The organism is Acidobacteriota bacterium (assembly GCA_016703965.1).
GTDB lineage: Bacteria > Acidobacteriota > Blastocatellia > Pyrinomonadales > Pyrinomonadaceae > OLB17.
The window spans coordinates 315036-336211 of record JADJBB010000004.1 but is presented as its reverse complement, the minus strand read 5'-3'; the positions used below and the strand labels follow the sequence as shown (position 1 = coordinate 336211).

General features: G+C 52.6%; 24 protein-coding genes and 2 tRNA genes. 7 read left to right on the top strand and 19 right to left on the bottom strand.

Translation table 11 applies throughout. The features are described 5' to 3' along the window. Window positions 1–9: 9 nt before the first annotated feature. From IPG22_04360 to IPG22_04350, 3 genes are all read right to left on the bottom strand, one after another. Entirely contained in the window at window positions 10–510 is a 501-nt protein-coding gene (locus tag IPG22_04360; protein ID MBK6587534.1) for an adenylyltransferase/cytidyltransferase family protein, read from the bottom strand. 5 nt (window positions 511–515) lie between these two features. Continuing rightward, on the bottom strand, window positions 516–1520 hold the full coding sequence (locus tag IPG22_04355) for a hypothetical protein (protein MBK6587533.1): 1005 nt from the start codon (window positions 1518–1520) through the stop codon (window positions 516–518). 101 nt (window positions 1521–1621) lie between these two features. Then, window positions 1622–2590: a VCBS repeat-containing protein gene (locus IPG22_04350; GenBank protein MBK6587532.1), complete on the bottom strand. Its 969-nt coding sequence runs from the start codon at window positions 2588–2590 to the stop codon at window positions 1622–1624. 248 nt (window positions 2591–2838) lie between these two features. Between IPG22_04350 and IPG22_04345 the strand changes: the two genes are divergently transcribed. Continuing rightward, window positions 2839–4176, top strand: coding sequence for an aminotransferase class V-fold PLP-dependent enzyme (locus IPG22_04345; GenBank protein ID MBK6587531.1), 1338 nt, complete (start codon window positions 2839–2841; stop codon window positions 4174–4176). 73 nt (window positions 4177–4249) lie between these two features. Here the strand turns inward: IPG22_04345 and IPG22_04340 are convergent. From IPG22_04340 to IPG22_04290, 11 genes are all read right to left on the bottom strand, one after another. Continuing rightward, window positions 4250–4325 (bottom strand) — tRNA-His (locus IPG22_04340). An 89-nt stretch (window positions 4326–4414) separates the two neighbouring features. Next, window positions 4415–4491 (bottom strand) — tRNA-Arg (locus IPG22_04335). Between the two features lie 226 nt (window positions 4492–4717). Next, on the bottom strand, window positions 4718–5395 hold the full coding sequence (locus IPG22_04330; GenBank protein MBK6587530.1) for a (d)CMP kinase: 678 nt from the start codon (window positions 5393–5395) through the stop codon (window positions 4718–4720). 115 nt (window positions 5396–5510) lie between these two features. Next, window positions 5511–6398, bottom strand: a complete 888-nt coding sequence (locus tag IPG22_04325) for a glycerophosphodiester phosphodiesterase (GenBank protein ID MBK6587529.1) — start codon at window positions 6396–6398, stop codon at window positions 5511–5513. Between the two features lie 82 nt (window positions 6399–6480). Continuing rightward, window positions 6481–9738: a TonB-dependent receptor gene (locus IPG22_04320; GenBank protein MBK6587528.1), complete on the bottom strand. Its 3258-nt coding sequence runs from the start codon at window positions 9736–9738 to the stop codon at window positions 6481–6483. Window positions 9739–10028: 290 nt separating this feature from the next. After that, entirely contained in the window at window positions 10029–10373 is a 345-nt protein-coding gene (locus IPG22_04315; GenBank protein MBK6587527.1) for an MmcQ/YjbR family DNA-binding protein, read from the bottom strand. Window positions 10374–10397: 24 nt separating this feature from the next. Further along, a complete protein-coding gene (gene ltaE, locus IPG22_04310; protein ID MBK6587526.1) occupies window positions 10398–11429 on the bottom strand; it encodes a low-specificity L-threonine aldolase in 1032 nt (343 codons plus the stop codon). A gap of 4 nt (window positions 11430–11433) precedes the next feature. Beyond that, window positions 11434–12288, bottom strand: a complete 855-nt coding sequence (locus tag IPG22_04305) for a DUF2911 domain-containing protein (protein ID MBK6587525.1) — start codon at window positions 12286–12288, stop codon at window positions 11434–11436. A 57-nt stretch (window positions 12289–12345) separates the two neighbouring features. Then, window positions 12346–13254, bottom strand: a complete 909-nt coding sequence (locus IPG22_04300) for a hypothetical protein (GenBank protein MBK6587524.1) — start codon at window positions 13252–13254, stop codon at window positions 12346–12348. A gap of 157 nt (window positions 13255–13411) precedes the next feature. Then, on the bottom strand, window positions 13412–13717 hold the full coding sequence (locus tag IPG22_04295) for a hypothetical protein (protein MBK6587523.1): 306 nt from the start codon (window positions 13715–13717) through the stop codon (window positions 13412–13414). 47 nt (window positions 13718–13764) lie between these two features. Beyond that, complete coding sequence (locus IPG22_04290) at window positions 13765–14049, bottom strand: UBP-type zinc finger domain-containing protein (protein MBK6587522.1); 285 nt, start codon at window positions 14047–14049, stop codon at window positions 13765–13767. 237 nt (window positions 14050–14286) lie between these two features. On the opposite strand from IPG22_04290, the gene IPG22_04285 reads away from it, so the two are divergent. From IPG22_04285 to IPG22_04275, 3 genes are read left to right on the top strand one after another with little or no spacing between them, the layout of a single operon-like run. Continuing rightward, a complete protein-coding gene (locus tag IPG22_04285; protein ID MBK6587521.1) occupies window positions 14287–14712 on the top strand; it encodes a hypothetical protein in 426 nt (141 codons plus the stop codon). Continuing rightward, entirely contained in the window at window positions 14709–15038 is a 330-nt protein-coding gene (locus IPG22_04280) for a DUF2461 domain-containing protein (protein MBK6587520.1), read from the top strand. The genes IPG22_04285 and IPG22_04280 overlap by 4 nt, the downstream gene beginning before the upstream one ends. Further along, window positions 14990–15367 carry a DUF2461 domain-containing protein gene (locus IPG22_04275; GenBank protein MBK6587519.1) on the top strand — a complete coding sequence of 126 codons (378 nt, stop codon included), beginning with the start codon at window positions 14990–14992 and terminating at the stop codon, window positions 15365–15367. Before IPG22_04280 ends, IPG22_04275 begins: the two co-directional genes overlap by 49 nt. Window positions 15368–15375: 8 nt before the next feature. On the opposite strand, the gene IPG22_04270 is transcribed toward IPG22_04275, so the two are convergent. The 5 genes from IPG22_04270 to IPG22_04250 form a co-directional block, all read right to left on the bottom strand. Beyond that, window positions 15376–15909 carry a DUF4287 domain-containing protein gene (locus IPG22_04270; GenBank protein ID MBK6587518.1) on the bottom strand — a complete coding sequence of 178 codons (534 nt, stop codon included), beginning with the start codon at window positions 15907–15909 and terminating at the stop codon, window positions 15376–15378. 40 nt (window positions 15910–15949) lie between these two features. Next, the gene (locus tag IPG22_04265) at window positions 15950–16354 is read right to left on the bottom strand and encodes a DUF1761 domain-containing protein (protein MBK6587517.1); all 405 of its coding nucleotides are present in this window, start codon (window positions 16352–16354) and stop codon (window positions 15950–15952) included. 51 nt (window positions 16355–16405) lie between these two features. Then, a complete protein-coding gene (locus IPG22_04260) occupies window positions 16406–17224 on the bottom strand; it encodes a helix-turn-helix transcriptional regulator (GenBank protein ID MBK6587516.1) in 819 nt (272 codons plus the stop codon). Further along, the gene (gene rpiB, locus IPG22_04255) at window positions 17221–17679 is read right to left on the bottom strand and encodes a ribose 5-phosphate isomerase B (protein MBK6587515.1); all 459 of its coding nucleotides are present in this window, start codon (window positions 17677–17679) and stop codon (window positions 17221–17223) included. Before rpiB ends, IPG22_04260 begins: the two co-directional genes overlap by 4 nt. Window positions 17680–17746: 67 nt before the next feature. Then, window positions 17747–17887 (bottom strand): hypothetical protein, encoded by a 141-nt coding sequence (locus IPG22_04250; GenBank protein ID MBK6587514.1) that lies wholly within the window; start codon window positions 17885–17887, stop codon window positions 17747–17749. A gap of 500 nt (window positions 17888–18387) precedes the next feature. Here IPG22_04250 and IPG22_04245 point away from each other — a divergent pair, with 500 nt between their 5' ends. From IPG22_04245 to IPG22_04235, 3 genes are read left to right on the top strand one after another with little or no spacing between them, the layout of a single operon-like run. Continuing rightward, entirely contained in the window at window positions 18388–19581 is a 1194-nt protein-coding gene (locus IPG22_04245; protein MBK6587513.1) for a hypothetical protein, read from the top strand. After that, on the top strand, window positions 19542–20285 hold the full coding sequence (locus tag IPG22_04240; protein MBK6587512.1) for a histidine kinase: 744 nt from the start codon (window positions 19542–19544) through the stop codon (window positions 20283–20285). Before IPG22_04245 ends, IPG22_04240 begins: the two co-directional genes overlap by 40 nt. A 49-nt stretch (window positions 20286–20334) precedes the next feature. Further along, a complete protein-coding gene (locus IPG22_04235; GenBank protein MBK6587511.1) occupies window positions 20335–21114 on the top strand; it encodes a response regulator transcription factor in 780 nt (259 codons plus the stop codon). Window positions 21115–21176 lie beyond the last annotated feature (62 nt).

The window sequence follows — 21176 nt, the reverse complement described above, 5'->3', positions numbered from 1 at the left end:
TACCAGAAATCAGGCTTCTGTTTCTTGTCTCACGTCTCTTGTCTTCAATATGAGGTCCGTCGTCGAATGGTCTTTCGGGTCGCCGACGATTGCGACTTTACCGCCGTATTCACGGACGATGTCACGTTCGGGGACGGTGTCGGTCGTGTAATCCGTGCCTTTGGCGTGAAAATCCGGTTTGAGCGTGCGGATCAGGTTTTCGACCGTCGGCTCGTCGAAGATCGTGACAAAGTCGACGCAAGCGAGTGACGAAACGATCTCGGCGCGTTCTTTTTCATTGATAAAGGGGCGCCCATGACCTTTTAACAGCCGGGTTTGGCGGTCTGAGTTGATGCCCACAACAAGAATATCGCCAACATCTTTCGCTCCGGCGAGATATCGAACGTGCCCGACATGGAAGAGGTCAAAGCAGCCGTTCGCCAACACGATCGTTGAGCCGGCCTCGCGGGATTCTGCGACGGTTTCGACGAGCTCCGAAAGGGAAATGATTGGCGCAAAATAGTCAGCCATAACAATTAGCCTGCTGTGGTAGAAGATCCAGTTGTTTCAGCGGCTCTTAAAGATTCGAGCAGTTCGTCGGCGGTGACCGACGCGGTGCCTTTTTTCATAACGACGAGCCCGCCGGCGTGGTTGGCGATATTGGCCGCGTCGGCAAAGCTCAACCCTGAGGCAAGGCCAAGGGCATAGGCCGCGATCACGGTATCGCCCGCTCCGGTTACATCAACGGGTTCGGTCGAACCGACGACGTCGATCTTCAATGGAGCCTTTCCTTTTTCGCACAAGAGCATTCCCTGGTTCCCGTTGGTTACCAGCAGAGCTTCCAGGCCGAGTTGAGAACGGAGCTCGGAACAATCGGCTGCAGTGAAATTCTCGCCGAGGATCTGTTCGACCTCTTCGCGATTTGGCGTGGCGGTCGTGGCATTTGAAAGATCGGTAAGGCGGAAACGGGAATCGACGATCAGCGGTATCCGCCGCCGCTCGGCGATCGCTCGGGCATCCTCAAAGATATCCGGAAATACCGCACCATAGTTGTAATCCGAAACTATGATCGCGTCCGTGATCTCGGAGCGGTCCGCGAGTTCGTCCCTTAGCTTCTGTTTGATCTCGCTGGAGATCTCGCTCGAATTTTCGTAGTCGATGCGAATGACTTGCTGGCGAGCCGCGTAATGCTGGCCGGCTAGCACTCGAACCTTCGTCGTGGTTGCAAAGTCCGGGGTCGTCGTAACGCCTGTGCAATCGACCCCGCTCGACACGAGCCCATCGATCAGCGTTTTGCCGTTCGCGTCCGCACCGGTGAGGCCGATAAGTATGGTCTGGCCGCCGAGCGAGGCGACGTTGACCGCGGCATTGGCGGCGGCACCGGGAACGGTATTCGTATTCTCGTGGCGAAGTATAAAAACGGGAGCCTCACGCGAGACGCGCGAGATGGTTCCGTTGAGGAATTGATCAGCGACGAGATCGCCGATGATCACGACGGTCTTTAGCGGAAATTTATCCTTAATGGTGCTGTAAATATCCATTATCAAAACAATTAGAAGCTACTACAAACCTCGGAAATAAACAAAAATGACCGAAGACAACTACGTCCTCAGCCATTTTTCCAAAGCTCTTTCGCAAGATTCTAGTGCGTATCGTAACTCGCCACTGGGATGTCATTCTCAACGCCCCAGCCAACCGCTGACATCGCTCCCGTCGTGCTGTTTAGAACGTAAAACGCACCCGGAGTTCCGTTTCGATAAACGGCGATGTCCGTCTTGCCGTCTCCGTCGTAATCGTTCTGGACGTTGTAATCGACGCTCGTTATACCGAATGATGTCGTTATCGAACCACCCGAGCTTTTCAGGATAAGCCACTGAAGATTGTCGCTAGGTTTTGCGCCTTCACGCAGCACCGCTATGTCCGTTTTGCCGTCGCCATCATAGTCGCCCGGGATCACGAGATCGCTGCTCTTGCCCCACGATGTAGCGGATATGGTGCCGTTTCGACTCGACTTGATGTGGAATACTGCCGAGCTATCGGCAGTCGCACCTGGACGCTGTATCGCGATGTCAAACTTGCCGTCACCGTCATAATCGCCGGGAGCGGTAAAATCTGTCGACGCACCAAATTCTGTTTGCGTGAATGATCCGTCAACTCCGGCTCTGAAATACCATATCAAGACACCGTTGGACCGGCGAACAACGGCGAGGTCGGTTTTGCCGTCGCCATCCCAATCGCGTCCGACCGGTTCATCGCCGGCCGAGCCAAAGTGAGCAACGTTGAATGCTCCATTTGAGCTGTTCAGCCAATACCAATCGCCGTCTACCTCGCGGAATACCGCAACATCGCCTTTGCCATCACCGTCGAAATCGCCCGGAACCGGCATATCAAGGCCTGCCAGGCCGAAATTAGTGAAAACCGGCGTTCCGCCATTCCGCAGTGTGTACCAGACGTTATTGGTCTGACGATAGATCGTGTAATCGGCTTTGCCGTCACCATTTACATCCATCGCCCGCCGCAGTGTCACCTGGGCGAGCGACGGGAAGACGAGGGTCAAAAGAACCAACGAAAACAGGACAGTTTTACCCGCAACGGCCAAAAAATTTCTCATTATTAAAAACCCGGATCCAAACCTATAGCCGTCACAGAACAGCTTATTTCTTCACTTGGCAATCCCTGAATATAACACTTGCTTTCGCCCTAATGCAACAAAACGGGGTGGCGAAAGTCCATCAGCAAACTCATTGATACTCGCAAGTTAGACGCGCGTTAATTGGTTTGCGTTGGATGTCTGGGGAAAATGCGGATCTGAACTATACTAGGCTTGTTCTTTAAGATTCTCAGCATAAATGGAGCACGATGAGCAATAATTCAACCTCACGACGACATTTCTTGTACGGCGGTTTTGCCGCGACAGGGGCTTTAGGACTCGCCGCCGGCCTGGCTCACGGAGAAGACGATAGTTTTGCCGGATCGGTAACTATTCCCACGCAACCGATAAGGCCCGACGATGAAGCGGCATGGAAAGCGATAGCCAGGAATTACAACGTCACGTCGAAGATAACAAATCTCGAGAACGGCTACTGGGGAATTATGGCACGTCCTGTTCTCGCTGAATATCAACGCCTGACGGAGTTTGTGAATCGCGAGAATACCTATTTTGCGCGGTTGCAGTTTGGCGATGCATATAAAGCGGTAAGGGCTAAGGTCGCCGCGTTCCTTAATGTCGGCGTTGACGAGATCGCGTTAACGCGCGGTGCCACAGAAGCCCTGCAGGCTCTCATTGGTGGATACAACAAACTGAAGGGCGGCGATACGGTGCTTTTCGCTGACCTTGATTATTCGGAGATGAAAACTGCAATGCGTTGGCTCGAGGAAAGGCGGGGCGTAAAGGCCGTAAAGTTGATTTTTCCGGAGCCAAGCAAGGACGTTCCTCTCACAGAGGCAAGTATCCTGAGCTTTTATGAGAAGGCGCTAAATGCGAATCCGAGAACGAAACTTCTGCTTTTGACCCATCTGAATAACTGGACCGGGCTGATCATTCCGGTTGCCAAGATCGCAAAAATGGCAAGGGAACGCGGGATCGATGTTGTCCTCGATGCTGCTCATTCAGTCGGGCAGGTCGATATGCAGATAAAAGACCTAGGTTGTGATTTCGTCGGCGTAAATCTCCACAAATGGGTCGGAGCGCCGATTGGCTGCGGCGTGGTCTACATAAACAAACCTCGCATTGCCGATATCGACACCTATATGGCGAAATCGCCGGGCTCAACCGATATCTCCGCACGGATCGACACGGGTACGTCAAACTTTGCGGCTCACATGGCGATCCCGTATGCGATCGATTTTCATAACAAGATCGGAACAGCCGCAAAAGAGGGCCGTTTGCGATATTTGAGGAACCTGTGGGTCGGGCCCGCCCGCGAGATGAAGGGATTAACGGTTCTGACGCCGGACGACCCGAAAATGGTCGCTGCGTTGACGTCGTTTCGTCTGGATGGTGTCATCTCAACCAAGGCGAACGAGGCGCTGATGAAACATTTGAATGAGAAATTCGGGATACTCACTGTACGACGGACCGGTCCCGATGCGGGAGATTGTATTAGAGTTACGCCATCGGTTTACAACACGCCCGACGACATGGCAAAGCTCGTGAGCGCGTTGAGGTCGATCACATCGTCGGCCTATTCATTCTGATCTCGGCGAAAACAAAAAGACCAGCCAAAAAAGGCCAGTCTCTCAAAGGTTCAATGAATTTATTAAGTAGAAATGGGGCGGCTAGTGGGATTCGAACCCACGACATCCTGAACCACAATCAGGCGCTCTAACCGCTGAACTATAGCCGCCATCTCTCGATTTTGGATTTTAGATTGCCGATTTTGGATTCAACAAAAATCCTTAATCCAAAATCTAAAATCCCAAATCAAAAATCGTTTGGTACCCCCGGCAGGGCTCGAACCTGCGACCTACGGCTTAGAAGGCCGTCGCTCTATCCAGCTGAGCTACGGGAGCATAACAAAGAGCAAGTAAGAATGTTAGCGATTGGTGGCGTTATAGTCAAACTATTTTGGCGTGCGTTCTCGTTTCTAAGGTTTGCTAGAGACAAATTACTAATTCTTAGGTACTAATTAACAGTTATTTTCCAATAAACCACGAGAGCAACAGGGTTATCACGCCCAGCAGAGACGGGGCGATCGAGAATATGACCAGCCAATATCCCTCGCGTTTGAATGTAAATCTAAGCAGCCGCACTCTGTCTTTCACGCAGGACGGCGAGCATTTGTTCGAAAACCTCGGCGAGGTCGAGTTCACTGGTGTCGATGACGACGGCGTCGTCTGAGATTGTGAGCGGCGAATCCTCGCGTGAAACATCGCGTTCGTCGCGTTCGTTGATCTCGGCTAGAGTTTGCTCGTAAGTGGAAACGCGGCCTTTTGCCTGGTCCTCGGAATGTCGGCGGCTGGCCCGTGCTTCGGGTTTGGCGGTTAAGAAGAACTTGATATCAGCGTGAGGGAAGACGACACTGCCGATATCGCGGCCTTCGAGAACGCAGCCGTTCCGAGCGGTGTTGCCTATGGCTCGCTGATGCTCGACCATGATGCGGCGGACTTCCGAGATGGTGGAGACAACCGATGCCGCCTGAGCGATCTCCAGCGTTCGGATCTCGGAGGTGACTTCGTCGCCATCGAGGATGATTCGCAAGTGATCAGGCTCGCCGACGAGATCGATCTTCGCATTTTCTGCGATATAGGCGATGCGGTCGATGTCGCGATAGGGTACGTTTGCCCGCTCAACAGCGAGAGCAACGGCTCGGTACATTGCTCCTGTGTCGAGATATAGGAGATTGAGCTTTTTGGCAAGCATCTTGCCGAGTGTAGATTTGCCGGCACCGCTCGGGCCGTCGATGGCGATGATCATTCGCTATATTTTACCCGATATCACCAAGTTGTCAGGTACGCGGAACTCAAAAAAATTGGCCCGGAGCGATTTGGGTATCGCTCACGGGCCGGATGCGGATGATTGGCGGGATGAGTTAATTCCTGAAGACTTTGACGACCCGGTCCGGGTAATCTGTGATGATGCCGTCAAGTTCGAAGGTTTTCATTCGTTCAAGATCGGCTATTTCATTTAACGTCCACGGGACGACCTTGATACCGCGGGCTTTGCATGCTGCGATCAAGGCCACATCGACAAGCATGAAATGTGGGCTATATGTATCGGGCTTGAAGCCAAGACTTTCCAGATTCTTGTCTAAGCTATCTTTATTCGCTACGAGAAAAGAGACCGGCACTTTGGGGTCGATCTTGCGAAGTTCTTGGAGCGGGCGAACGTCAAAGGATTGAATGATCACATATTTGAGCATCTTCGATGCCTTGATGACGTCATAAACGGCTCGCGTGAACGGCTCCATTTTCGGATGAAAAACATCATCACCGGTTACGCCCTCAGTTTTGATCTCGATGTTGTAACGAGGCGAAGGAAGTTTTCTCGATCTGACAAATTTGCCAATCTCAGTGAAAACGTCTGAGAGCAGCGGTTTTACGACCTTCATTTTTTCCTGCAGCGGAAAATCCTTGTTGCCGATGCTGCCGACATCGAACATTTTGACCTCGTCATAGGTCATTTTGTAGATGTTGTTTTCACGCTGTTTATCGGCGGGGATCCGGTTTCCGTTCTTGTCGAGGGATATGACGGACGAGAACCATGCCTCATGAGAGACAACGACTTTCCCGTCCTTTGTTAGGACAACGTCCAGTTCGAGGGTGTCGGCACCTAGCTCGAGAGCTTTCTTGAACGCAGGGATCGTGTTTTCCGGAACCCAACCGCGAGCACCGCGATGGCCCTCGATGCTCACTGGGCGAGTTTGCGCGAAAACGCTGGTTGTTAAAAGCAACGCTAAGAAGAGAAATGCAGGTTTCATGACTTATTAGTTGAATCTGCGTCCTCAGCGGTCGCGGCGTAACATATACAACGCCGAGACCCCTGAGGACGCGAGCAATATCCTAGAAGGACAATTTTAACGCAAGTTGGATCTGCCGTGCTGGGAAAGCACTGCTGATCGTACCGAAGGCTGCACTCGTGATGTCCGAGTTTGCCGCACCAAAGTTTGTTTTGTTGAAAACATTAAAGAACTCAGCACGGAAATCGAGACGCGACTCGTCGGTAAATGGCAGCTTGAACTGTTTTTGCACAGCGAGGTCGAGGTTGAAATACTTGTCGCTGCGTGCCAGATTGCGGGCCGCCGAACCGAACGGTGAATAGACCGGCGGACGCGTAAGGCATTGATTTACCGGCAGGAAATAGCCGGTCGTCGGATTTGGGCGGTCACCGCGATTAACCGGATCGCAAGTTACGTTTGGCCGCAGGGCGACGCCGCCGAGGAAGGTTGGGAGATTGTTCGTCACCGGTGAAGGGCCGTAGCGGAAGTTGATCGGAGCTCCGCTCGTCATCGTGTTGATGCCGTTCAATGTCCAACCGCCGATGAACGCGTCGAGGGCACGGTTCATATCGCTTCCAATGGTTCGGCCGCGACCGATGGGCAATTCGTACACAAAACTCGTCGTGTTGTTGAAGGGCTGATCGTATGCACCGATTCCTTTGTCGGCCTTGAAATTGTTCACGTCCTGCGGCGTCCCGGTGTTGCCATTTGGCTCCTCGAGAACTTGCGAGCCGTTATCGAGAGCCTTCGAGAACGTGAAAGAATTCAGCAAGTAAAGCCCTTTGCTGAATCGTTTTTCGAATTTTACCTGCAATGCGTTGTATGTTGAAAAACCCTCCGGCAGAACGGCGGAGATCGATCCAAATCCTGCGATCCGGCGACGAGCTTGAAGCGAAGGCTGTTGTGCCGCAGGCAGAGCCGCTTCGGCCTCGGTAAGTGGTCTCGCTTGGTTCAGATCGGCCAGAAGTACGGAATCCTTTACCCGGTTTCCGACATAGGCGACGTCGAGAACTGTGTTACCCCACAACTCACGCTGGATCGAGAGCTGCCAGTTCTGGATGCTGGTCGTCGGCTTATCCTTTGGAACGTAGAGAGTTACGTTATTAGGCAAACCGCTCGTCGGGTATCCAAGCTGAGTCGTCCGGAAGCATGTTCCTGAATAAACATTTCCGGAACAAAGCGGATTCAGGACCGGATCGGGGGCGGTTTGGGCAACCGCCGCACGGGTAACGATAGGGAAGTTGGTGCCGAGAATATCAGCGCTACCCAGGCGGTTTAGAAAAACATAGCCCTGGCCAAAGCCGCCGCGAAAGACGGTTTTGTCGTTGAGGCTGTATGCGAAACCTAAACGCGGGCCGAAATTGTTGTAGTCAGGATCGACCAGTGCTCGGTCAGCGATAGAGCCGCTTTTAGCGGTCACGATCGTGTTCGAGATCGGATCGTAATTTGACAGGCGATTGTTCTTTTCCCAATACGGCGTTCCGAATTCGTATCTGAGGCCGAGGTTAAGCGTAAGCCTTTGATTCACCTTGATATCATCCTGAATATAGGCGTAATGAAACCGCTGCTGCATTTCGGCCACGGTTAGCGTGGCTAGTTCGTACTGGCTTCGCAGTCCGAAGTAGAAATCAGCGAGATTATAAAGGTTGTTCGATGCGGCTCCGATTGGACGGCTATATTGTCCGCTGTAAGTATCAAGGCCCATCAGCGGGTTCGTATCCTGAACGTCAGTTCCGACGCGGAGATGCTCATAGCCCATTTTCAGGCTGTGGCGGCCGAGTGTTAAGGCGTAGTTAAGCCGTATATTGTGATTGAGGGGATCCTGGTACTGCGGATTAGTCGCCTGGCGTCCAAGCTGCGAGATGCCGCCGATAGTCTGGGTTGTAAGACCACCCGTTATAACCTTGTCGGTTGGAAGTCCGGTGATCCCGTAAAGGTCTAACATGCTCGCTCCGCCCGTGAGCGGCGGCCGTTTGCCGGCGTTGATCTGTGAATATGAGTAGCGGATATCGAGCACCGAGGCATTCTTGAATGCGTAAGAACCGCCGAGAGCAAGCTGCTTATTCAGGATGTCAATAAAACCGTTCTGATTGCTCCCCGACGGGCCTGGGATGTTCGGGCCTTCAAAAGCTTCAGAATTGCGGTAGCTCCAACGGCCAAAGATCGATGCAGCATCGTTGAATTTGTGATCGATACGAACGTTATACTTGTCGTTGAACTGTTTGTTTTGAACCAACTCTGAATAGTTATTCGCTGTTCCCGCGTTGATCGGTGCCGGCAGATCGTTCAGGACCTTTTGAGCGAACGGTGTCAGAGGGATCGGCGTGCCGGCAGCATATGTAACGCCGGTTAGCGGATTGCGAACGGCGACTGATAGTATTCCGGTTCGCTGGGCAAGCGTGGGTATAGTCGAAAACACCAGATTCTTCTGGATCTGACGGAAACCTTCGTAATCGCCAAAGAAGAATGTACGGTCCTTAATTATCGGACCGCCGAAGGTGAAGCCGAACTGGTTGCGGATAAGCGGCGGTTTAACGCCTAGGGGCGGCTTAAAGAATCCGGTTGCGTTTAAGACCGTGTTGCGATGAAATTCCCATGCTGATGCGTGGAATCTATTGCCTCCGGTGCGGTATGTCGCGTTGATAACTGCTCCGCCGGAACGACCGAACTCGGCACTGTAGGTATTTGTCTGAACTTTAAATTCCGCAATTGCATCGGGCGAAACCTGAACGACCTGGCTCGAAAAGCTCTGGTTGCTGGTTCCGTAGGCATTGTTGTCGATGCCGTCGAGTAGGAAATTGTTCACGGTAGCACGCAGGCCGTTTACGTTAAATGCAGCTTCGCGGCCGCCGCCGCCGATCGCGCTGTTGGTGTTTGATTCGCGAACGCCCGGTGCAAGAAGCGCTAAATTTGCGTATGAACGGCCATTTAACGGTAATGCGACGATCTGCTGGCGTTGGATGACCTGGCCTTTGTCGCTTGACGCGGATTCGAGCAGATCGGCGGCTCCGGTAACAGTTACCGTCTCCGTCGCACTTGCGACCGAGAGCGTAAGATCGACGCGCTGACGTGAGTTGACCGTAAGATTGACCTCAGCGATCGTTTTGCCGAATCCATTCGCTTCGACCGTGATCCGATAGTTGCCGATCTTCAGGTTGACGAACTGAAAATCACCATTCGGGTCAGAAACTGTAGTTGAAGCGATGCTCGTCGCCGAATTTTTGATCTCGACCTTCGCACCGACGAGGACGGCACCGTTCGCGTCACGGACCGAGCCTAAGACGGTCGCCGTTTCGGACTGTGCCGATGTTATTGTTGCCATGACAGCGAGCATCGCCGCGATGACAACTAGGTAAATTAACTTTGCTGAAATTTTGGATTGTTGACTCATAAACTCCTTGGGTTCCGGCGTTTTAATGGCCGGAAAATATGTACACTTCGATCCTGCCGCCGTGATGGCGGAAATGTTATAAACTGTTGTAAATAAGCTGGTTACAACGGCTCTATTAGAACGCTATGTGTAAAGAAGGGAGTTTATCGAGGCGTGGTGAAATCGGTGTTACGGCGCTGTTTCACGCGCCTTAAATTGCAGTTGCGGGGGTATTAAACTGTTTATTTGAGCCTATCGCGGACGCCTTTTGGGAGTTTGTCGCGAACGAGTTGGTACGAGGTCGAGATCAGATCATTTAGCTCATCATTTGAAACGGCGTCGAGGTCAGAGATGCGAACCCATTTGTATCGGCCGACGTACGCTGCCGGATCGATGCCCTCGCGCTCGATCAGGTCGGCGAACTTCTCGGGCGTGCATTTAACCGAAAGCCCGCCCGTGACCGAGTCGGCTCCGGTCACGCAAAACATCTTTGCGCCGACGCAGAAACACAGATCGGCTCCCCATTTGATGTCTTCTGTTGCACCGGGGAACGAGAGGCAGTATTTGCGTAGAGCTTCGAGATCCATAACGTTAAAACATTCGATAGTGACTTAAGTAAGGATATCTTCGAGTGCCCGGATCGCTGCTGAGATGTCAGCCGATATGATATCGCAGTGCGTTACCATTCGAATGCGGCTGCTAAAACCACTTGCCAAAACTCCTTTCTCTTTAAGCAGCTTGCAGATCTGTTCGCGGGATCTGCCCGTACCCGAGACATCGAAAACAACGATATTTGTCTCGACCGTTTCCACGTCGAGAGTGATGCCGGGAAGCGAGGCGATGCCTTCCGCGAGGCTGCGTGCATTGGTGTGGTCTTCGTGGAGGCGTTTTGGGGATTCTTCGAGGGCGATGAGGCCGGCGGCCGCGAGAATTCCTGCTTGGCGCATGCCGCCGCCGAGGCGTTTTCGCCAGATGCGGGCTTCTTTGATTAAATCGTGCGAGCCGACGAGAACCGAACCGACGGGAGCACCGAGGCCTTTTGAGAGGCAGAATTGGACCGAGTCGCAGTATTTGGTCAGCTCAGCGACTGTCGTATCTTGGGCGACGGCCGCGTTGAAAATCCGGGCTCCGTCGACATGGACCGGTAAACCGATCGCATGTGCCCGTTCGCTGAGGTCGGCACAGCGTTCGGCAGACATCACGCGGCCGCCGGCGAGATTCAACGTGTTTTCGATGCAGAGCAGACCAGTTTGCGTGTGGTCATAAATTCCGTCCGAACTGACCGCCGGAGCGATGTCGTCCCAAGTCAAAATTCCCGAACCATCACCGCTTCGCACCGGCCTGATCGTCACGCCTGCAATTATCGAAGCCGCTCCGACCTCGTAATTAAAAATGTGCCCGCGTTCCTCGATGATCACCTCGTCGCCGGGCCGCGTATGGACCTTAACGGCGATCTGATTGCCCATCGTGCCAGACGTAACGAACAGAGCCGCTTCCTTACCAAAGATCTCCGCCGACCGCTCTTGCAGGCGGTTAACGGTCGGGTCTTCGCCGTAAACGTCGTCGCCGACCTCGGCATTTGCCATTGCTGTTCGCATTGCCGATGAAGGTTTAGTTACTGTATCGCTACGGAGGTCGATCATTATTTTATTTCTTCAGCGAATCCCAAAATAGTTGTGTCTGCTCGACATAGTTCGCGTTCTTGGCTTCTTTGGCCCATGCGTTAGCTTCGGCGACTACCTTCAGAGCCTGGTCTTTCTTTCCCGCCTTGGCAAGGATCTTCGCGCGAAGCAGGCCGTAACGGGAATTCTTTGGGCTTTTCTCGATCGCGGTTAGGATCCATTCATCTGCTTTGGTCAGGTCCTTGTCATTGTGCAGATTGTATTCGGCGGCGAGAAAGTAGTTCATGTGGGCCATTCCCGCCGGTGCAGCCGCGAGTTTTGCGATCTGCTCAGCGACCCGTGCATCGACATCGAACTCGATCGGGAATTTGATCTGCGTATTTTCCCACGAGAGGATCAGGTTGGCTGACGACGTTGTGAAATCACCAAATTCGATAGTGAAAGTCTCTAGATAATTGGCGGTCTTTCCGGGCTTTACCTTAAATCGAAATGCGTCCTCGGCTTGCTTATAGACGTCGCCTGCGAGCGAGCGGTGTTTTGTATTCGTGTGGATGATCATTGTCCACTCGTTCGCTCCGGGGATCGAATAGAGAGCATAGGTTCCGACCTTGAGGGCATTGCCCGCGATCTTTACGTCTTCGGTAAACGTGAGTTTGGTCGATGCGTTCGCACCGGTTCGCCAGACCTCGCCAAAGGGAACGAGTTCGCCAAAAACCTTACGCCCTTTCGCACTTGGCCGTGCATAACTCAGCTTGACCTGTGTCAGGCCGACCTCTTGAGTTACTTCGGCCTGCGGGCTAAGCGTCGGCACCCTAAGCTCTTGTCCGAGTGTGGAGAGAGCAAACAAAGTAATAATTACACTGCAAAAGATCGATCGCATATAGTTTCTCCAAAGTTTTTTATATTCGATGCAGGTAAACCATGGATCAGTTCACAACTATTTATTAAGGCTGGCTCTTAAGTTCTCGACATCCCATTTCGCCAGTTTTGCACCGGCTTGATAAGTCGATTCGAGAAAGTCGAGTACCTGCTGCCTGGCATCGGGACTATTGCGAATATCGTCGTACATAAGCAAAGCCATGCCGCCGTCGGGCGTCCAAAATGCGGCTTCCGGCTGCAGCGGTTCATTCTCGAGGCCCACAGGTTTTGGGGCAGTGTAGGAATAAAACGCCGGAGCCGCGACGCTATTTTCCTTGTCGTCGCCAAACCAGAATCCGAAGCTTATGACCTCGTGCGAATATGCCTCGCGGGTGACCATGTTCGCTCCTTCGATAAGTGGAGCACGCCGTCCCGAAAACCGCGTCAAAGCAAGGTCAAAGCTGTGCCAGAAAAGGTGTACGGGCGTTGATTTACCGCAAAAACGGCCGCGAAATTCCTGCAATATATTATCGACGGTTACCAGGATCTGATGAAAACCCTCGACGTATTCCTTGTCGTAAGAGTGGTTTTCATGGTCCTCGGCAAATGGCGTGGTGGATGGAGCTTCGTACGGCTCTGCCTTGATGTCGGGGTTGATAGCGAGTTTTGTGAGATTTGCGAAAACGCTCGCGTAAAAATCGGCAACGCTCAGGCCGTCATATAGAGCAAAATCCTCTATTCGGCCGTCGCTCATACGTATTTTCAATTCGTGATCGTGAAAGTCGAACTCGATCTCAAAACTCCCGCCTTCATAAGGTATCGCCCTTGTGGTAAGCCCGCGCGGACTCACGTAAAACGGCACGTGCCACCAATGATTCACCGGCGGATGAGTTTTCAGGCGGATCTTGCCCACGATCTGCAGGAACAGATGCAGCGTGTTCTTGGTCGGCCGCCAGGCGTCGAGCGGCATTTCGGGAAAAGTAGTCATAAGAGTTTTTGCCCGCGAAATAAGCGATATGACGGTAAAAACTGCATCGATCCGAGTCCGCCTCGCGTTTCACATCGTGACTGGAGGGCGAGCATCTTGCTCGCCTGTATTTCATCTAGTAACTATAAGGGCGAGCAAGATGCTCACCCTCCAGTCGTTATTTCGCTTCTTCCTCGATCTCGAGGATGTCACCTTCGGTAAACAGGTAAGTTTTCATGTGCTCGTCGAATTTCGGCGTGCAGCGGCGGAGCCATTCGAGCGCCATGACCGCGTGCTCGATCTCTTCGTCGCGATTGTGTTCGAGGATCTTTTTAAGCTGCTTGTCAGTGGTTTGCTCGGCCCGCTGGTTGTACCAGTCGACAGCCTCGAGCTCCTCCTGTACGGATTTGATCGCCCGTGAAAAATTGCGCGATTTCTCGCTCATTTTATCGTAATCTTCATGCCATTCAGCGCTTGTAGCCATGTTTTTGGTTCCTTTTACTTGTTTTTAACTTAATCCTTTCCGCCCGGTTACGCAGGCGGTGCTGACTCAGGCAGCGTTTCGTAGAACGCATCGTCGATGTAGCAATATCCCCATTCTTCGCCCGGCTGGAACGATTTGATGATCGGGTGATTGGTTGAGCGAAAGTGCTTTGTCGCGTGCTTGTTCGGGCTTTGGTCACAGCAGCCGACGTGGCCGCAGTTTTTGCAGAGCCGCAGGTGAAGCCATCGGCCGCCGATCTTAAGACAATCCTCGCAGCCGTCGGAGCTGGGTTTTACCGGTACGATAGTTGAGACGTGTTCACAATATTCCATCTATTTCTACTGTGCAAGGGCTTATAGAAATTTTACGCTTCGCTCGCGAGCAACTCAAATATTGACACAAATCCGTTGACCTCTGGCGTAAAAAACGGTACTTTCGAAAAAACACAGACAAGGGGCTACAACTGCACGGTACGGGTATACGGTTTCGTAAGAAAAACTCGTGCCCACGCGTTTCCAATATTTTGCAAGAACGAGGCGGGCACACGTGCTCGTCAAAAGGAGCCCAAAATGAATTTACGACTTATTCTCGCCGGCGTTGCTGGATTTCTCATATCGATGATCGGCGGCATTGTTTTTCACGGACTTTTGCTTCGGCCTGATTACGCGCCGCTGGTAGCGAGCGGTGTCATGAGGACGGATGCTGACGCGGCCGGCTATCTGCCGTTCATGATCATCTCTCATTTGATCAAGGGGATTGCCTTTGCATGGATCTATACGAAAGGGCTCACACCGGGAGCTCCGGCTTTAATGCAGGGACTGAAATTCGGCCTCGCGACCGTCTTTCTGGTGACGATCCCGCTTTACCTAGTGTATTACGCTGTCGAGCCTATGCCCGGGCTTTTGGTCGCGAAGCAGATCGTATCAGACACTATCGTAATGATCCTGATGGGCGTAGCCGTCTCGCTGATAATAAAATCGCCCGCTCAGTCATGATAGAAAAAAGCACTCTACAATTCTTGTCAGACCTCTCGCTCAATAACAACCGAGATTGGTTTCAGGCGAATAAGAAGCTGTTCGATGCGGCGCAGGATAATGTGACCGGTTTCGCGGGCTATTTGATCGGCGAGATAGGTAAATTTGACGCCGCCGTCGGCGGACTCGACCCGAAGGCGTGCGTTTTCCGCATATATCGCGACGTTCGATTTTCTAAGGACAAGAGCCCTTATAAAACGAATCTCGGAGCCTACATCAGCCCGGCGGACGTAAATCGATGCAGCCGGGTTACTATTTCCATGTCCAGCCGGGCAGGAGCTTCGTAGCCGGCGGAAAACATTATCCGGACGGTCCAGAGCTACTTAAACTTAGAACCGCGATCGGGAATAATACTGGCGAATTCCTAAAGATCGTAGAGAAAAAGAGCTTCCTTGATGCCTTTGGCAAAGTTCGCGGCGAAAGCCTCAAATCGGCTCCGAAAGGCTTCGACCCTGAACACAAAGCCGTCGAGTATCTAAAGCTCAAAGAATACATGGCATTCACGGAGTTTCTGGACGAGGAATTCCTCACCTCGGCCGAGTTTCCTAGACACCTCGTCAAACTTGCGAAGGAAATGTATCCGCTTGTCGCATTTCTACGGAAAGCTCTGGCCTGAAATGCCGGTTAGTGACATCTCGCGTGTGAGAGCTTGAGCAGATCGGTTAGTTCTCCATCAAATCGGCTGCTATCGGTCGCTATGACCATATGCGAAATTCGGGGCATCGGGCCTGTGAGCTTTGCTTTTTCCACCTTTTCGTCGAAGGGACGATCGCCGAGGTCAAGGCCTATCCTGAGTTCCGTTTTTTTAATATTTACGGCGGCGAACTCACGATTCTCCAGCACCGAAATGTACGTCTTTTTCGGCAAGAATGTCGCGTTTGGGAAGTTCTTGGAGATGAACTCAACGAATTCATCATACAACGGCCGCATATCTGCCGATTTCGCAAACTGATCGTCCAGCAGGCTGTCGGTGCTCGCATAGACCGGTTTGCCGCCGTTTGCGTGAATTCCCGCGAGCAAGGACGCGTGCATGTGGTTGAATTTGTGCTCGTCCTTGAGCCACGCGATGACCTCGTTTCGCTTTTTGCTGGCAAACCCATCAACGGTCTTTAGCCAGGCTTCGAGATCCTTGCCGGTCGAGCCCACAAGCCCATCCATAAATTCTTTTCAAATTCCCCTGATGTTTTCTGTGCCATTGTTACCTCCAGATTCCGAGAATAAAGCCGATCAGTGCAAAGTATACGAAAACGTAGCCGCAATTAATCGCAATGTACTTCAACGAACGCTGTTCGAATAGGGCGATCACAACGATCATTCCGACGGCCCAGACCGCGGCGAGCAGAGCTGCTCCAACACCCCATTGCCATGTCGTTCCGGGCCCGGCAATGAAGAAAGCCAGGTTGTATGACATGAGCCAGGCAAGAATGAACGTCAGCCCGAAGACTTTCGCCGGATTGAATCTCGTCATCTGCTCGTCGCTGACACCGGCCGCGTGCTGCCAGCTTTTTGCGAACAACAAGGGCGAATACCAAAGGCCGCCGATCGCCAGGCTCAGAACGGCACAAACAAAAACCGCGATGTGATTGATGTAAAAGTTTTCCATAACGTGACCATCGTAGGCGGAATGGTCGCGTGCGTATTGGAAAAAATTTACCTAGCCGACCGGAATATAGTTCTGATAATTCAACTGGATCTCAGCATATTTCGCGGGTGTGAAACCGGAAAAATGTTTGAAATCATTAATAAAATGAGCCTGATCGTAGAATCCGCACTCTAGCGAGATACGGCCCCAGTCGTTTTCCGCTGCGGTGTCGATGGTGCGGACGGCTTTCTGGAAACGCATGATCTTCAGATACGATTTCGGTGTCACGCCGACCTGGCGGCGAAATATATCTGTAAAATGCTTCTGCGAATAGCCAATCTTCGCGTTCATCCGGGCGATGCTGACTTGATCGGGATTATTGGTCATTTCACCAACGGCAAATGCGACGCACGGGTTGAGATCGAGCTGGCGGTGGAATTTCCTTAGCAAAAACTGTTCGACGAGCGAGAAACGCAGATCGAGGTCTTTCGTCCCGAGCAATGTTTCCCGCAGATTCCCAAAATCACTGCCCCATACCAGATCGGCATCGATCACGGAGTCGGCGATCTCGTTCATTGGAAATGGGAAGAATGGAGCGGCTTTGCCTTTCTTAAAAGCGATGACCATCATCGCCGCGTCGGTACCTGACGGGATGGTGATCGGTTCAGTCCGCACTCCTGAAGTCCACACATGATTACAAGCCTGAATTTCCTTCAGCGTGTCGTTGTCGTAGATGAACTGCGGCGTGTCGTGAAAATCGATCAGGATCTCAGTGTCGCCGTTCGGAAGAAAGCGGTCGACTTTATGTTCGTGCTGCACACCCTCGTAGTAGATCATCACCTCGATAAATTGATCGAGCGGCGATATCGGAATGTGGGCACGAAAGATCATCTTTTCTCAAGATCCTCTTTTTTGATCTGCTCGATCTTCTCAACGCGGCGTTCGTGGCGGCCGCCTTCGAAATCGGTTGAGAGCCAGGCTTTTACGATGTTTGCCTGCTCTTCGCCGGGGATGAAGCGGGCTGCGAGTGACAGGACGTTTGCGTTGTTGTGCTGACGTGAGAGACGCGCGATTTCCTCGTTCCAGGCGACGGCGGCGCGGATGCCGGGGACTTTGTTGGCGGCGATCGCCATGCCAGTTCCTGAACCGCAGACGAGAATTCCTTTATCGAACTCACCAGCCGCAACAGCCTCGCCAACCTTGCGGGCGTAGTCCGGATAATCGACCGAATCTGGCGAATTCGTGCCCATATCGGTGTACTCAACACCTATCTCGTCAAGCGTTTTCTTGACCTTTTCTTTCTCTTCAAAACCCGCGTGGTCAGCGGCAATTGCGATCTTCATAATTTTGATGTCCGAAACTCAATCATATCCGACGGCCGGCCTGAGCGAAAGTACCCCATTCAAACCGACCTTATCGCTGACTCATTTCCTCTTTTGGCCGATATAATTTTCTTAGGGTACCGCGTCCTTCGTCAATGTACGGCCATTCGTCGAGGTTGAGGTCGATCACCGCCAACGCGGCCGTTGGAACGGGCTCTATCTCACCAGTCAAAATCGTATCAACCCTTCGATCCCGGGATTGTGGCCAACCAAAAGGACCGAGCGATAGGCACCATCTATCTCAGAAATAGTCTGCCGCAAGGTTTGCGGGCTTGCCTCGTAAATTCGATGTTCGTAACGTATCTCGGCGTCAAGTTTTCCTGATCTTTTGACGATCTCGGCGGTGGTTCTCGCTCGAACTGACGGCGAGCTGAGGATCAGATAGGGTTCAAGGCCTTTGTCGGCTATGAAGTTCGCCCATAAAGGCGGCGACCTTCAACCCGCGATCGTTAAGCGGCCGTTCGAAGTCCGACATTTCGGCATCGGCCCAGCTGGATTTAGCGTGGCGAAGAATAAAGAGAGTTTTCATCTATTCAGTGGCAAGCGAATTTCTTGTTATTGGTGCGGATCAGGCATGATCTGGGAAGATTCTACCGCTCAACCTGCGAAAACAACAACTTATTGAGATAAGATTGTCGCTTAGGGACATTATCAACCAGCCTAAAGGGAGGAATGGACTCGTTGAACGCAGCCTTGCTGGTAAATCTGCTCGGATTCTCGGTCGGGATCGCATTATATGCTCTCGTTGCCGTGATGGTCGTGCGCCATCGCGGCTCGCAACGAGCTGAGAATGCAAATCTTCTCCTGCTAACGACCGCAGCCCTCGGCTTGCTCTGGAATGTTGGTGAGCTTTACGGTTTCGTCAGTAAAGATTTCGGCGGGCCAGCGATCTCGCCTTTGCTGGTCGCGTTATCATTTTCCGCGCTCGGGTTCTTACCCTCGGTCGTCGTCCATTCGGCACAGGCTGAGGAATCGGGAACGCACTGGCTGACATTTGCGGCTTACGGATTCAGCGTGATCGCAACGCTGATGCATTTTCAGGCCGCGTTGTCGGGCTCGGCGGTTCCGTCGGATCTGGCTTTGCAAACGCTCACCTTCGGATCGCTGGCGCTCTCGGCAGGGCTGCTGATCTTTAACTTAAGACAAACGCTCGAAAAGAAGGCGGTTTGGGCGGCTGCATTGCTGGTTTTTGCGGTTTCGGCACTTCATCTAAGCGGGGAACGCGAGGGAACTTCCTGGTACGTCGAGTTGATCGCACACCAATCCTCGCTACCGCTGGCGCTCGTTATTCTCTACCAGAATTACCGGTTCGCGTTCGCAGATCTTTTCCTGAAAAGGGCGATCTCGCTTATGCTCCTGACCGTTCTTGCGTCAGGGCTTTACGTTTTCGCTGCCGTTCCGCTGCTACGCTACCACGAGACGCATGACCGCGACGACGTCCAGGCTGCCGCCTTGATCCTCGGGTTGTGGGTTGCGACGGCCCTTATCTATCCATTGATCTATAAATTTGCCGTTTGGCTCGTTGATAAAGTGCTGCTGCACCGCGTGGATTACGCAAAACTGCAGCAGGATCTCGCCCGCGAGGTCGAAGATCAGGAAACTATCGACGACGTTCTGAACACGATCTCTGAACGCCTCGCGAAAACGCTCACTGCCAGATCGGCGACATGGAATGAAAACGTCGACGGCGAAACCGCTCGCTATCCGGCGGTAAATCTCAGCGCCGACGATGCCCGGATCATCATCCCGACCGCTGAGGCTCCGCAATACTGCGTGCGGCTTAGTGAGTTTTTCGTGGCCGGCGGCTGTTGTCAGACGAGATATCTTTGCTCGAGTCGGTCGCTCTCGTCACGGCCCGCCGGATAGACGTTTTGCGGGTGAGCCACGAGCGTTTTGAGCAGAAGTTTCGCGAGCAGGAATTTGCCAAGCTGGCGACCGAGGCGCAGCTTACGGCTCTAAGATCACAGATAAATCCGCACTTCCTTTTCAACGCCCTGACAACGCTCGGCTACCTTATTAAAACGTCGCCAGATAAGGCTTACGACACTCTTTTGCGGCTAACGCAGCTTTTGCGTGGCGTTTTGAGATCGACCGGCGAATTCTCGACTCTGGGCGACGAAATAAAACTGATCGAGAGTTATCTGGATATCGAACACGCCAGATTTGAGGAGCGTTTGAGGGTGAATATCGATGTTCCTGACGCTCTGAAGAACATCAAGGTGCCATCGCTCATTCTTCAGCCGATCGTGGAAAATGCCATTAAACACGGCATCTCCGAGAACAAGAACGGCGGCGAGGTACGGATCTCGGCAGCGGTGACAAATGGCAATGCAGATCCAATGCTGCGGCTGACGGTTTGGGACTCGGGGCCGGGAAAAAATGCCCTGATCACGAACGGCACGGACGGCGTTGGCCTCCGCAACATCCGGGAACGGCTGGCGACGTATTACGGCAAGACGGCGAAATTAACCCTCGCGACCAGTGAAGGCGACGGCACAGAAGCCTTGATCGATCTGCCGATAAAGCGAGCAAGTGAAACAACGGATCAACGCAGATTTACGCAGATATAGGAGACTAATGATCCGTGTAAATCCGCGTTGATCCGCTGTTAAAAAACATATGAACAAGTTAAGGGTCATAATCGCAGACGACGAACGCCCTGCTCGGGAATTTTTGAAATCGATCCTGCGTGAGTTCGAGCAGGTTGAGCTTGTGGGCGAGGCTGAGAACGGAGCGGACGCGGTCGAATTGATAAAAACTGTGAGACCAGACCTTGCCATCCTCGATCTTAAAATGCCTGAGGTTTCGGGGCTCGATGCGGTCAAGATGCTGCGGAAATCGCAGATGCCGCTAGTGGCGTTTGTAACGGCGCACGACGAATTCGCGGTTCAGGCGTTCGAGTTGAACGCCGTCGATTATCTGCTAAAACCCGTCGAACGTTCACGCCTCGCCGAGACGATCGCTCGTGCTTCCGAACGGCTCGAACATGAAGACTGGCGATCGATCGAATCTGAAAAGATCAAAACCGCAGCTGCGGCGTATGACCAGACAACCCGCTCTGAACTCATCGAACGCATCCCGGTCAAGGTCCGCGAAGAGATCTATCTGATCCCCGTCGAAGACATTGCCAGCATCATCGCTGACGGCGAACTGCTTCACATCACCACCGCCAAAAATCAAAAATACACCATCAACTATCGCCTAAAGGATCTCGAACCACGCCTCGACCCCCACAAATTCGTTCGCCTCTCACGCGGTGCCATCGCCAATCTCGCCTACGTAAAAAGCATCTCCCCAATGCCCGGCGGAACGTATAACGTCACGCTCACGAATTCGCAGGAGATCGCGTCGAGCCGGCTGCAGTCCAAGATCCTGCGTGCGAAATTGCTGAAGCTGTGATAGATGTAGTCGTCAGCTAAGTTTGCATGAAGTGATGGGAGGCAGGAACTAAAGGAGACTAT